Source organism: Veillonella sp. 3891 (genome assembly GCF_003992315.1).
GTDB lineage: Bacteria > Bacillota > Negativicutes > Veillonellales > Veillonellaceae > F0422.
Map to the genome: position 1 here is coordinate 54897 of NZ_RQVE01000011.1, position 14380 is coordinate 69276.

General features: G+C 40.6%; 11 protein-coding genes. 1 reads left to right on the plus strand and 10 read right to left on the minus strand.

All coding sequences use genetic code 11. From position 1 onward, the window contains the following. Nucleotides 1-28: 28 nt before the first annotated feature. The 8 genes from EO118_RS06665 to purF form a co-directional block, all read right to left on the minus strand. On the minus strand, nt 29-1084 hold the full coding sequence (locus EO118_RS06665) for an ABC transporter substrate-binding protein (RefSeq protein ID WP_127069203.1): 1056 nt from the start codon (nt 1082-1084) through the stop codon (nt 29-31). Continuing rightward, nucleotides 1081-1887 (minus strand): ABC transporter ATP-binding protein, encoded by an 807-nt coding sequence (locus EO118_RS06670; RefSeq protein ID WP_127069204.1) that lies wholly within the window; start codon nt 1885-1887, stop codon nt 1081-1083. Before EO118_RS06670 ends, EO118_RS06665 begins: the two co-directional genes overlap by 4 nt. Continuing rightward, nucleotides 1887-2891: an iron ABC transporter permease gene (locus EO118_RS06675; RefSeq protein WP_127069205.1), complete on the minus strand. Its 1005-nt coding sequence runs from the start codon at nt 2889-2891 to the stop codon at nt 1887-1889. Before EO118_RS06675 ends, EO118_RS06670 begins: the two co-directional genes overlap by 1 nt. Before the next feature lie 169 nt (nt 2892-3060). Beyond that, the gene (gene nhaA, locus EO118_RS06680; protein ID WP_127069206.1) at nt 3061-4245 is read right to left on the minus strand and encodes a Na+/H+ antiporter NhaA; all 1185 of its coding nucleotides are present in this window, start codon (nt 4243-4245) and stop codon (nt 3061-3063) included. A gap of 85 nt (nt 4246-4330) precedes the next feature. Next, the gene (gene purD / locus EO118_RS06685; protein WP_127069207.1) at nt 4331-5614 is read right to left on the minus strand and encodes a phosphoribosylamine--glycine ligase; all 1284 of its coding nucleotides are present in this window, start codon (nt 5612-5614) and stop codon (nt 4331-4333) included. A 34-nt stretch (nt 5615-5648) separates the two neighbouring features. Then, nucleotides 5649-6257: a phosphoribosylglycinamide formyltransferase gene (purN, locus tag EO118_RS06690; RefSeq protein WP_127069208.1), complete on the minus strand. Its 609-nt coding sequence runs from the start codon at nt 6255-6257 to the stop codon at nt 5649-5651. Next, entirely contained in the window at nt 6250-7311 is a 1062-nt protein-coding gene (purM, locus tag EO118_RS06695; RefSeq protein ID WP_127069209.1) for a phosphoribosylformylglycinamidine cyclo-ligase, read from the minus strand. Before purM ends, purN begins: the two co-directional genes overlap by 8 nt. Then, nucleotides 7298-8713: an amidophosphoribosyltransferase gene (gene purF / locus EO118_RS06700; RefSeq protein ID WP_127069210.1), complete on the minus strand. Its 1416-nt coding sequence runs from the start codon at nt 8711-8713 to the stop codon at nt 7298-7300. The genes purM and purF overlap by 14 nt, the downstream gene beginning before the upstream one ends. A 234-nt stretch (nt 8714-8947) precedes the next feature. Between purF and EO118_RS06705 the strand changes: the two genes are divergently transcribed. Then, nucleotides 8948-13027, plus strand: coding sequence for a phosphoribosylformylglycinamidine synthase (locus EO118_RS06705; protein WP_127069211.1), 4080 nt, complete (start codon nt 8948-8950; stop codon nt 13025-13027). A gap of 163 nt (nt 13028-13190) precedes the next feature. Here EO118_RS06705 and hpf read toward each other — a convergent pair whose 3' ends face one another. Both hpf and EO118_RS06715 read right to left on the minus strand, forming a co-directional pair. Beyond that, nucleotides 13191-13724: a ribosome hibernation-promoting factor, HPF/YfiA family gene (gene hpf, locus EO118_RS06710; protein WP_127069212.1), complete on the minus strand. Its 534-nt coding sequence runs from the start codon at nt 13722-13724 to the stop codon at nt 13191-13193. Nucleotides 13725-13963: 239 nt separating this feature from the next. Then, nucleotides 13964-14161, minus strand: coding sequence for a cold shock domain-containing protein (locus tag EO118_RS06715; RefSeq protein WP_009354004.1), 198 nt, complete (start codon nt 14159-14161; stop codon nt 13964-13966). Nucleotides 14162-14380 lie beyond the last annotated feature (219 nt).

The window sequence follows — 14380 nt, forward strand, 5'->3', positions numbered from 1 at the left end:
ACTACTTCAAAATCACGTGTCTATACATTTAATTTGCAGGACTTTCACCATGGATAATACGTTCTGCATCATCACTAGATAAATCAAAATGTAAGAAATCTTTATAGAACTTTTGTGTTTCTTTCACTAGGTTAATATCCGCAAATAAATGTGGTTGAATGATTTGACCTGCCCATAAGATTTGTAATGCTGATTCAGCACTATATCGATCCCAGTTGAACGTTCCTACAGGATTGCGGTATACACGATGATTTCTAACAGCTTTTAAACTAGCCCATTGTGGGTCATTCATCATTTGGTCAATACCTTTTTGTGCTTGTGTACCACCGATAATGATAATATCTGGATCTGCTTTGATGATTTCTTCTATGGTTACTACGATTTGTGGACCTTCTGTTGTAATGGCATTCTTGCCACCTGCATAACGAATCCATTCATTAATAATCGTTTTGTCTCCATCTACTTTTAATAAATTATCTCCGCCTACGATATGCAACACAGTTGGACGTTCCGCATCGCTAAGATGTTTCGTTTTTTCTTCCGCTAATTTTACATTACCATCTAAATAGGCCAAATATTGTTTACTAATATCGATAGCCTTACCACCTAATACATCGGCTGTAATAGCCACTGTTTTTCGCAATCCTTCATAGTCTGCAAAATTCACACGTACTGCTGGAAGACCTGCTTTGCGAGCCATTTCAATTTGGTTCTTATTGCTAGCCAATACCACTTGTGGATTTAATTTTTGAATTTCCTCCATTTGTACATCTGTGCCTTTTACCGGCGCTGGAATCTCTTTAATTCTAGGATATACTTTTGCAAACCAAGGCAATCCTTGTACATTTTTTGTAGTAGATACTAGTGTATCTGCGCCCCCTAACATCAATACAACTTGGTTATTAGCATGCCATAAATCTGCTACTTGTTTGATATCTTTTGGAATCGTCACTTCCGTTCCATCAATATCTGTGACAACCCTCGTAGAAGATGTATTCCCTTGGGATGCATTTTCTGTGCCACAACCAGCCAACATACAAATGGCGGTAAATAAAGCTAATAACAATACTACAATACGCTTCATAAAACCTCCCCTTTCTGACCTAACTGTGGGATTACGCAAACTGTGCGCTGTACCGTTTCGCTGTAAAATAAACTAAGCTTGGTCCGGTAAATTCTCTCCAATACTTCCACAGTTACATCACTGACAGAATCGTAAAAATCTATTGTTCCACCACGACATAAACCGACACGGCTATTCAGTAATAAAGCCTGTTCCGGTACATGTGTAGTGAAAATAATAGCGTACCCTTGTGTTCGCAATTGTTCTATTGTTTCTAGAACAATCACCTGGTTTCGTATATCTAATGCAGATGTTGGTTCATCCATTAATAATAATCTCGTATCTTGTAATAAGGCACGTCCAATGGCTACTAATTGACGTTGTCCACCACTTAAATCGCGACACGGTTTATCTCGTAATTCTGTAATCCCCAGCATCTCTAGTATGTTATCCGTTTTTTGAAATTCTTCTTTTCCTGGAGAAGAAAACATCCCCGTTCGTAACGTCGCTCCAAACGATATATAATCTCGTACCGTATAGGCTATATCTGCCCCTATAATCTGTGGTACAAAAGCAATTAACTTCGCGCGTTCTTGAATAGACACACTACCTAAATCTACACCATTGCAATAGATATGTCCCGATTGCACCTGCTGAAAGCACATCAAGCAACTAAGCAAGGTAGATTTACCTACCCCATTACGCCCTAATAAAGCTAAGGTATCGCCAGCTTTCACAGAGAATGATAAATCCGTAAAAATATTAGGCTCACCTTTGCCATAGGAAAAAGAGATAGAATCTACTGAAAGTTCAAAGGAATCCATTAGAAGTACCTCCGTTGTCTATACAATACCCACGCAAAGAATGGCGTTCCAATGAACCCACAGAGTATTCCTAGTGGAATCTCTGCTGTTGTTAATGCTCTAGCAAATAAATCTGCTACCATCAAAAAGGAGGCACTAACTACAATCGTAGCGGGAATCAATTTTTTATGGTCATGGCCCACTAACATACGTGATAAATGTGGTATCACAAGACCTACCCAACCAATGGTACCGCTCAAACATACAGCTGCTGCCGTTAGCAATGTGGAAATTCCTATGATAACTATACGTTCTCTCTGTACATTGACGCCTAAACTTTGTGCTTCTTGATCGGACAAGGATAAAATATTTAAGCGCCACCGCAAGGCTATGATTGCTATTGTTCCTACAACAACAATTGGCAACACATACAACAAATTATCCCATGTGACTTTCGCCAAGCTACCTAATTGCCAATACACAATATCTTGTAATTCTGTATCTGGGTCAGCGATATATTTTAGCAACCCAATGATAGCGGCCATAAATCCAGACACAATGATGCCACATAAAACAAGAACAATTCTAGATTGGTTTTGAATCAATCTAGGTAACAATAAGGTGAGACATACTGCTACAATCCCACCTATAAAAGCACACACTGCCACCCCATATAATGACAAATGCAATAAGATCCCTAAACAGGCTCCTACACTAGCACCGTGTGAAACACCTAATAAATCTGGTGACACTAAATCATTGCGGAAAACTCCTTGATAGGCTGTTCCCGATACGGCTAACGCAACGCCTACCAAAATAGCACCAAGTACACGAGGCAATCGAATCTCCATAACTACATTGTACATAGACGCATCCCAAGTGATGGGGAGTACTAAAAATTTAGACAGCAATATGTTCCACACTTCATGAACAGGAATAAAAAAGCGTCCCATCACTAAGGACAGCAAAAAAATTCCACCGCACACAAGGACGGCTATCATCATAGTTCGTTTATAATGATACATAATGACCCTCCCTTTCTCAGTTACTCGTATACATTTACTATAGATAGTTATTTCAAAATTTGCAAGAAGTTTTTTTACAGATTGAAATCTTTCATAATTAAAAAGCTGTAATGAAAGTTTCCTTTCACTACAGCTTATATAGAGCCTCTACTCTCTATGAAGTATGCAATTAAATATGTTGTCCTTTGATCATATCGTATTCAGACACACTCACTTGTTGTTTTCGTCCAGCAATTCGTAATACTGTATATCCCAAGATACCAGATACGATGGAACCTACGAAGATGCCAACTTTTGCCATTTCTTGGGCTTCTCCTGGAGGGAAGGCTAACAAGGATACGAACAAGCTCATGGTAAATCCAATACCACAGCAAAGAGCAATACCATACACATGCGTCCAATTAGTTTGAGCTGGCATTTCTACTAGTTTAGATTTTACTAGCAAAAATAAGGTACCAAATACACCTACTTGTTTACCTAATACTAAGCCTACTGCTACACCTAATACAACTGGATGAGCAAAGCTTTCTAAGGTAAATCCATGGAAGGATACCCCTGCATTGGCAAATCCAAAAATTGGAATAATCAAGTATGTAACCCAGTTACTTAATGTGTGCTCCCATTCCGATAAAGGAGATACATGACGTCCATCACGTATACCATGGTATGGAATGAAAGCCGCTAGAATAACGCCTGCTAAGGTAGCATGTAGTCCAGACTTAAACACACAGAACCAAAGGCCAAAGCCTAATGCTAAATACGGAATTGGTCGCGTATAGTTCATACGGTTTACGTATTGTAACATAAATACGATGATGGCTGCTACGAATAAATAAAAGAAGTTTAACTCTGCTGTATAGAAGAACGCAATGATAACGATAGCCATCAAGTCATCCATAACAGCCAAGGTGGTTAAAAATACTTTCATCGCAATCGGCACTCGATCACCTAAGAGTGAAACAATACCGATGGCAAAGGCAATGTCTGTAGCTGTTGGTATCCCCCAACCATGAATATAGTCTGGATGGTAACCAACGATGAAATAATAAATTAAGGCTGGCATTAAAAGACCAAAGAATGCAGCAATACCTGGTAAAAATCGTTTTGCATTGGTATTCAATTCCCCTGCAATCATTTCCCGTTTTACTTCTAGGCCTACAAATAAAAAGAAGACCGCCATGGCCACATCATTAATCCATAATTCAATGGATAATGGTCCCAATTTAGCATGAAGTAAAGAGTGATACAAACTTTCTACTGGAGAGTTTGCCAATAGCACCCCTACCACAGCAGCTACGAAGAGTAGTACGCCCCCTGCTGATGGTGATGTAAAAAAAGATACAATTCGATTCATATAATTACCCCTCTACTATGTAATATATATCATTGAATAAGTAAACTACGTCTTTTGTTATTATAGCACTAAATATATTCTTTATCTATCGAATTTTTTCTATATTATGCATGTATACAAAATCCAAACTCAATTCCCCGATGTCCTTACGGTATTGTCGTCCTTCAAAATGAATTGTCCTCACTCTTGTGTAGGCAATATCCAAAGATTCTTGTAAGGTATCTCCCAATCCTACGACACCTAGAACACGGCCTCCTTGTGTTACATAGTGATCGCTTTCAAATACTGTTCCAGAGTGAAATACCATTGATCTAATATCCACAGTCTGTATATCACCGGTGATGCTTCGACCTATCAATGGCTGATGTGGATATCCTTCGGATGCTAAGATCACACAAGAAGCATATTGTTTGGACCACTCCAAGGTCATCCCCTCTAACTGACCCGTAGCCGTAGCATACATGATTTCTCCTAAATCACTCTCTAATAATGGTAATACCACTTGTGCTTCTGGGTCTCCAAAACGGGCATTGAACTCTACCACTTTCGGCCCTTCCTCAGTAAGCATAAGACCCGTATACAAACAACCCACATAAGGATGCCCTGCTTCTGCCATAGCTTTCACGATAGGTTTTACTATGGTATCTACCACGTCTTGTTCCAAAGTCTCATTCAGTTCTGGCACTGGTGCATAGGCTCCCATACCACCCGTATTAGGACCTTCATCATGGTCTAACAATCGTTTATGATCTCTTGCTCCTATCATAGGCAATACGTGAGTGCCGTCCACAAAGGACAACAAGGCTAGCTCCTGTCCTCGCATATATTCCTCAATTATAATGCTTTCTTCGGAACTACTCAGCATCTCTTCCAACACTCGTTCTGCTTCTGTGAAAGTCTTACAAATGGTAACACCTTTACCACCACAGAGGCCATCCCTTTTTAATACAATGGGTACGCCCCATTGATGGATGATGCATTTTCCTGTTTCTACATCTTTACAAACCTCATACTTTGCCGTAGGAATTTCATATCGACGCATTAGATCTTTCGCAAAAGACTTAGACCCTTCTATTCGAGAAGCCTGCTGGGATGGTCCAAATACTGGAATCCCCACGGCTCGAATTGCATCACTAAGTCCTTCTACAAGAGGTAATTCAGGCCCTATAACAACCAAATCAATCTTATAGTCTAATAACCAAGCTAGTAAGTTGTCTCGGTTATTCCAATCTAAGTTGACTACAGTGGCTATCGAAGTCATCCCTGCATTGCCTGGCACTACATAGACATCTGTTACAGATGGGCTATGATGTAACTTCCAAGCTAATGCGTGTTCACGACCACCATTGCCAATAATACATACTTTCATAGATACCTCTCATGATAAACTATTGAGTAACAACCTACTTCCTAATGACAACACGAGAGCCTACGATTTCCAAGGCATCCTCGCAAAATAAGCGCACCGCCTCTGGGTAGATGCGATGCTCTTCATGTAAGATTCGTTTCGATAGCGTATCCACCGTATCATCTTCATAGACAGGTACCACCGCCTGCGCAATGATAGGACCCGTATCCATGCCTTCATCCACAAAATGAACGGTACATCCTGTGTATTTTACGCCTTTTAGTAAGGCTTGCTTCTGTGCTTGTAACCCTGTAAAAGCTGGCAATAAGGAGGGATGAATGTTCAAGATATTTCCTCTGTACGCTTGCACAAATGTAGGCGGTAATACACGCATATATCCAGCTAACAACACCCCATCAACGGCATAGGATGCTAATACATCGAGCGTAGCTTGTACCCACTCCTCTTTCTGTGCATACATAGTCGGATCTATTATATGAACGGGAATCTGCCAAGTGTATCCCTTCTCCACAATACCCACATTGGATCTATCACTAATGATAAGAACTATTTCACCCTCTATATGCCCCGCTTCTATAGCCTTATAGATGGCTTCTCCATTAGACCCTCTACCACTGCCAAATAGAGCTAATCGTTTACGCATGGAATGCCTCACCAAGAATCGTCACATCTCCCTGTCCTTCTGTAACAAGTCCAATAGAGTACACCACTTCTCCTTGTGCTTGCAACACTTCTACGACTCGTTCTACGAGTTCTGGTTTTACCACAAGCACCATACCTATACCCATATTGAAGGTATGATACATTTCTCTCGTTTCCACATGTCCCCATTCTTGTAGTAGTTTAAAAATCGGTGGCACTGGCCAAGCATCACTGTGAATCGTGACAGATAATCCTTTCGGTAATATACGAGGAATATTGTCGTAGAAAGATCCTCCTGTAATATGAGCCATCCCTTTCACCAACTGTTCTTTCAGTAGTGGTAGAATAGGTTTTACATACAGTTTTGTTGGTCGTAGTACTTCTTCTCCTATCGTGCATCCTAACTCATCTATATATCTGTCTAATGGCATTTGCTTTTTGTCTAAAATAATATGACGTACTAAAGAAAATCCATTGGAATGCAAACCTGAAGAAGGTAAACCTAAGACCATATCCCCTGCCTCGATAGTGGCTCCCGTAATGCATTGATCCTTGTCTACAATCCCCACTGCAAAACCTGCTAAATCATAATTGCCGTCGCCGTAGAAACTTGACATTTCTGACGTTTCTCCACCAATTAAGGCACAACCACATGTTTCACAGGCCTCGCCAATGCCATCGATGATGCTTTCAATATGATCATGTTCCAATTTGCCTACTGCAATATAATCTAAGAAAAATAAAGGCGTCGCCCCCTGTGCTACTACATCGTTCACGCTCATAGCCACACAGTCTTGACCAATTTGGCGGTGCTCATTCATAAGGACAGCGAAACGAATTTTCGTGCCCACCCCATCCGTACTAGATACAAGAACGGGTTCTTTCATAGTATGCTGTGCCAAAGAGTACAGTCCACTAAAGCCGCCTAAGGACCCTAGTACACCTGGTGTATAGGTGCGTTCCACTCGCTCTTTAATCTTTTGAATCAGCTGATTGCCCACTTCCACATCTACGCCAGCATCTAAATAGGTAACAGGTGTATTATCGACAGACATAAGTACCTCCCTTGGTATACTCTTCCCCTACAGGGCTTGGATACTCTCCAGTAAAACAAGCCACACATAAATGTTGTGCTTCTAATTGTTTCAAAGACTGCATCAATCCTTCATGAGACAAATAGTATAAACGATCAACGCCAATGTATTGGCGGATTTCTTCTATGGAATATCGATGCCCTAGCAACTCTTCTGCATCGGATGTATCGATACCAAAATAGCAAGGATATCGAACTGGTTCAGAAGCTAAGCATAAATATATTTCTTTCGCTCCCGCTTGTCGCAACATGGAAACGATATATCGACTTGTGGTACCTCGTACAATGGAATCATCAATGAGAACAATGCGCTTACCTTGCACCACCTCAGGAATAACACTAAACTTGTTACGTACCGCTTCTTCTCGACTCAATTGGTTAGGCTCTATGAAAGTCCGTAATACCCTCGGATTACGCACTAATCCTTCCTTATAAGGTATACCAGATGCCTCTGCATATCCCCGAGCCGATAAAGTCCCTGAGTTAGGTATAGGCATAACAATATCCGCTTCATATTGGGTTTCTTTTGCCAACTGACGACCCATAGCCGCCCTTGCTTCTGATACACTTTGACCATCTATAACGCTAGTAGGATGCGCAAAATAAATATATTCAAACACGCAAGTATTCTGTGTACTCTCTTTAGGATAATAAGGTACACTAAAGATTCCATTTTTATCAATGATGACTATCTCACCGGGTCTTACATCACAAATAAAAATCCCCCCTATAGCTTCTATAGCACAACTTTCAGAAGCAAGTACATACCCATGCGCAGTATGTCCTATGCAAAGAGGACGATACCCCTGAAAATCTCGTACACCGATAAGCATCGTATCTGTAACAATTGTTAAAGAAAAAGCCCCTTCTAATCTCCTACAAGCTTTCTGAATAGCGCCTAGAATCGTCGATTCATTGGACCGTTGGATCAAATGGACGATTACTTCTGAATCCATCGTCGTCGTAAACTTAGAGCCTTGCAATTCCAATTCGCGGCGTAACACTGGAGCATTTGTCAAGTTCCCATTATGGGCTACTGCGAAGGTCCCCCACGACGATGTTCCTACAAGAGGTTGTACATCATCAGGATTCTCTATACCTGTCGTGGAATACCGCACATGTCCAATCCCTATATGACCTGCTAAGGTAGAAACATCCTGTAAGGCCTCTTTCACCAATCCAGTCCCTTTCACCACACCTATTTGTGATTCATGTACCACAGCGATACCCGCGCCCTCTTGCCCTCGGTGCTGTAACGCCACAAGCCCTTCATATATAGTTGTTCCGATGGTAGAGGTCCTGTCATAGAGTCCAAAGACCCCACACTCCTCATGCCATGTATCTAACACGCCATCATATTTCATTATGCCCCCTAGAGTTATACCCTACTCATATCGTGCAATCGGACAGATTATCAAATGTCAAACTATCTCTATTATAACTTGCTACACCGCTATCTTCAATATAAACTCAGGGAATCAACAAAAAAAACGTGGTATACTTAAGATACAACAATCATGTATAGAACGCTAACAAACACACGATAGGATGTATGGAAAATCCAACCACCGTTCCTATCCACCTAAAGGAGGCTATGTATGCACATATTCCGTCTATTTGTCGCTCCTCGCACAACTACTTCACAAGAATCAGAACAATTACGTATGATCTTTGAGCAAGATTTACAAATTCCTCTCACCAAGCTCACGATCTACGAACGATACGATATCTCTGAAATTACAGAATCAGAGTTTGAACGTGCCAAAACTCTCATCTTTTCTGAGCCTCCCCTAGAGACTACCTATACCACATTGCCTCTGACCTCTCAAGACCATCCTATTGCCATTGCACCTATGCCAGGACAATATGACCAACGCGCTGATTCTGCAGAGCAATGCCTATCCATCCTCACCGGTCATGATCAAAATACAGTCCGTACTGCACGAGTGTATGTTTTAACAGGACCTCTCTCTAAGGTACATATGGATAGGGCTCGCCAATATCTTTTACAACCTATCGATGCCTGTGAAAGCTTCATGGAACTTCCTACACCCCTAGACATAGTAACACCAGTGGTACTAACAACTTCGCACATAGAGGAGTTTATCACTCAGTCGGAAGCGAAACTAAAAGAACTCCTACACTCCATGCAATTAGCTATGACCTTAGAAGACCTACTATGCATTCAAAAGTATTTTCAAAAGGAGCACCGCAATCCAACTGTCACCGAAATTCGTGTATTAGACACCTATTGGTCAGACCATTGTCGCCACACTACATTCAACACTGAACTAACAGAGATTACCTTTGATGAATCTCCTCTTACCAAGCCGATTCGAGACACTTATCAAGCCTATCTTGAAACAAAACAACAATTAAATTCATCAGCCAATGTAGCACCCACATTAATGGACATAGCCACAATGGCAATGCAAGAACTCCGTCATCAAGGTAAACTACATCAATTAGATGTATCAGACGAAATCAATGCTTGCACCATCATTGTTCCAGTGCAGGTAGATGATACAGAGGAAGAATGGTTATTATTGTTCAAAAACGAAACCCATAATCACCCTACTGAAATCGAACCTTTCGGTGGTGCTGCTACTTGTTTAGGTGGGTGTATTCGAGATCCTCTGAGTGGTCGTGCCTATGTATACCAAGCCATGCGCATTACTGGGTCTGGGAGCCCTCTAGTCTCAAAAGAACATACCTTACCTGGTAAATTACCACAATCCTATATCACCACAACCGCTGCCAAAGGTTTTTCCTCCTACGGTAACCAAATCGGGGTTCCCACAGGGGAAGTACGGGAATATTACCATGAGTCCTATAGAGCAAAACGATTAGAAATAGGAGCCGTCATTGGGGCTGTGCCACGCTCTCATGTACGTCGTGAAAGCCCTGTCCAAGGAGACCTTATTATATTATTAGGTGGTAAGACCGGCCGTGATGGCTGTGGCGGGGCTACGGGATCTTCTAAAACTCATACGAAAGACTCCCTCTATACATGTGGTGCAGAAGTACAAAAAGGAAATCCTGTAACAGAACGAAAGTTACAACGTTTATTCCGTATCCCAGAGGTGACACAATGCATCAAAAGATGCAACGATTTTGGAGCAGGCGGTATAGCTGTTGCTATTGGAGAGCTCGCAGATAGTATTCACATTCACCTAGATGTGGTACCTACCAAATACACTGGGCTCACTGGTACAGAGCTAGCCATCTCAGAATCCCAAGAACGAATGGCTTGCATCATAGACCCTATTCATTGGGAACGCTTGCAGTCCTATTGTACCGAGGAAAATCTGAATGCTACTATCGTAGGGGAAGTGACCAATACTGGGCGCCTAGTGATGGAGTTCCAAGGAGAACTTATCGTTAACCTGCAGCGTCAATTTTTAGCTACTAATGGGGCTAAGCAAAGTGCTAATGCTCATATTGTATCTCCAAGAGCAAACCATTCTCCTTCGTTTGTTACGAATCTATCTTCTCTCTCTACAACAACCAAAGCTTCCATAGAAACACGCTTTCATCAAGCCTTGCAAGATTTGAACAGTACCTCGCAAGAGGGATTACGAGCGATGTTTGACTCTACCGTAGGTGGGAATACTGTACTCTTTCCTTTCAGTGGAACCTATCTGAAAACTCCTGTCCAAGGAATGGTGGCAAAACTTCCAGTTCTACAGGGAACTACTACGACTACAAGTATCATGACTCACGGATTTGATCCGTATCTATCGGAATGGAGTCCATACCATGGCGCTCAGTATGCTGTGCTCCTTAGCTTAGCAAAATTAGCTGCTCTAGGTGGAGATATCTCTAAGGCCTATCTAAGTTTTCAAGAATATTTTGAAAAGCTCAATAGTTCCATCTCCTGGGGCAAAGTCGTATCTGCCCTTTTAGGGGCCTATGAGGCACAACGTCAATTAAGTGTGGCAGCCATTGGTGGCAAAGATTCTATGAGCGGTACATTCCAAGATATCCATGTACCTCCTAGTCTCATTTCTTTCGCTGTCACCACCGAGGATATTCATCGCATACTATCACCACACTTTCATGAGGCACAACATCATATCCTATTTCTGCATGTACCAGAGCACTCTGATGGCACACCTGATTGGGCAACCTTTAAAGCACATTGTGATACTTTGCGTTCCCACAATATCAATCAACAAGTGTATAGTGCTTATGTAGTAGAACAGGACGGTATAGGTCCTGCCACTGTGAAAGCTTCTTTGGGCAATGCCATTGGCTGTATCTACCACAAAGAAGAACTGCAAAGACTAGTTATGTCTCTATCTTCAACACATAAAAAACGGGAACCAGACCAAACAAGCATAACTCAATTCTGTGGCAATGCATCAGAGAATCATAGTGCCAATACACCAGAAAATGATAGCCCCAATGTATCAGAGAATTATAGTTCCCTTATCACTCTAACTCCTGAGGATATGTTGTTCTCACCCTTCCGTGGTTCCTTCCTCATAGAGGTTGATACTGTGACAGCTCAAGCATTACAGACAGTTCCTCACATCTACCACATTGGTACTACACAAGAAGACCCCACTATTGTGATGGGGGATACCACTATCTCATTAGATGACTTAACTAATTCCTATGAAAGCACCTTAGCATCTATCTTTCCTATCTACACAAAAGAAAAAATCTTATCCACAGGAAATATGTCAAATCAAAAAAAGAAAACAAATTTCGTAGAACCTCATGCAGCAAATGAACTACAAAGTACAAAGTCTAGTAACTTGTGTAAACAACTTGATGTATCAAATATATTCAGCGATACCAACACCTCTGCTGACAGCAAACTATTACACACTACACAAAGCAAACCATGTAGTAGGTATACCTCTTTATCTCATCCTAAAGTTCTGATTCCTGTATTTCCAGGTACAAATTGTGAATACGAATCTACACGAGCTTTCACAGAACAGGGTGCTAAAGTAGAAACTCTTATTATTCGCAATCGAAGTAACCAAGAGTTGCAAGAATCCATACAAGCCTTAACACGCAGTATAGACAGTGCTCAAATTGTATGTTTCCCTGGAGGTTTCAGTGGCGGTGATGAACCAGCAGGATCTGGTAAATTTATAGCCACCCTGTTTCACAATCCCTATCTACAAGAATCCCTTGAAACTTTGTTGTACCATCGTGATGGATTAGTCCTTGGCATATGCAATGGGTTTCAGGCGCTCATTAAATTAGGGCTTCTACCTACAGGACATATACAAGCATTGACTGAAAATAGTCCTACCTTGACGTATAACACCATTGGTCGCCATATATCTAGCATGGTTCATACTAAAGTTGTATCCACCGCTTCACCATGGCTGAGTGCCTGTGATGTAAACAGTATCTATACCGTGCCTATTTCTCACGGAGAAGGTCGTTTCTTTGCGCCTCAAGAGCAATTACACAAATTATATGTACATGGTCAAGTAGCTACTCAATACGTAGATCCTTTGGGCAATAGTAGCACTAGTCCACAATGGAATCCAAATCAATCTATGGGCGCTGTAGAAGGTTTACTCAGCCCTGATGGTCGTGTGTTCGGAAAAATGGCACATATAGAGCGCATCGGATACGGCATTCATAAAAACATAGATAATCAACTTATAATGCCTGTCTTTGCATCAGGAGTCAAATACTTTACAGAATAAACATATGCAAACCAAACTTATAATAACCTGAATTGGAGGACACATACATATTAGCCGCTAATCACTAGCCCTCTACTCATTTCTATGTTCACATAACAAAAGAGCTGTAACCCTATGCAATCTGCATGTTGTTACAGCTCTTAATTCTATTTGTATAAACTGATTAACCTACTTCTGGTTCTAATAATCCATATTTACCATCATGTCGACGATATACAACATTCATAATTTCAGTATCTTCATTGAAGAACATAAAGAAGTCATGTTCTAATAGGTTCATTTGTAAGATCGCTTCTTCCACACTCATAGGGCGTACGGTAAAGTTTTTGCGACGCACTACTTCTAATTCCTTTTCTTCTGGAATCGCTTCCACAGGTGTTACATCTACATGGAATCCAGTTTCTTTACGGAATCGTTTTGCTAACCGTGTTTTATGTTTATGGATTTGACGAACAATTTTATCCACTACTAAATCAATAGCAGCATACATATCTAAATGGCTTTCTACACCACGCAATACTACACTTTCTACAAAGCATGTCACTTCTACTTTTCGTTCTTCTTTTTCAACGGATAATACAACTTGCACTGTCACTGGAGTTTCAAAATAACGAGCTAACTTTTCTACTCGCTTTTCAATATATTCACGTAACGCTGCTGTCACTTCAAGATTTTTGCCTCGTACTGTTAATTTCATAGTGCTCATCCTTTCTGTATTACCTATAAACAAGTACCATATTTATATAGTTCTACAGAAATCCTTAAAATCCTTTTTATTTTTCAAAAGAATTTTAGTTTAATCGCTCTTTGTTCTTCTACGCTTCCATTCTCAACATATCTACAATCAATAGATATATTACAGATTCACTATACTAATTACCAATAAAAAAGCTTAGGATCTCCTACTAGGAATATCCTAAGCCTTTTTGTTTTGAACTAAGCTTTATATACGTTAGCCGCTTGAAGACCGCGGTTGCCATCTACGATTTCAAATTCAACTTGTTGTCCTTCGGATAAAGACTTAAAGCCATCTTCTTGGATTGCAGAAAAATGAACGAATACATCGCTGCCATCTTCTCTTTCAATAAAGCCATAACCTTTTTCTGCGCTGAACCATTTTACTTTCCCAAGCATGATAATTCCTCCTACCTTTAATACTGCAAGCGATTTAGAGTATCTAAATCTTGCTTTCATGTTATCACTATATATGTATGGTGTCAATCAAAATATCGTTTTATTTTCAAGTGTATGCCACATTGATATAATTCAACGCAATTATTAATCAATAATTCCAATTATTACTCATAGTATACACATTTAGGATATATATCACATTTTATATATTTATTATCT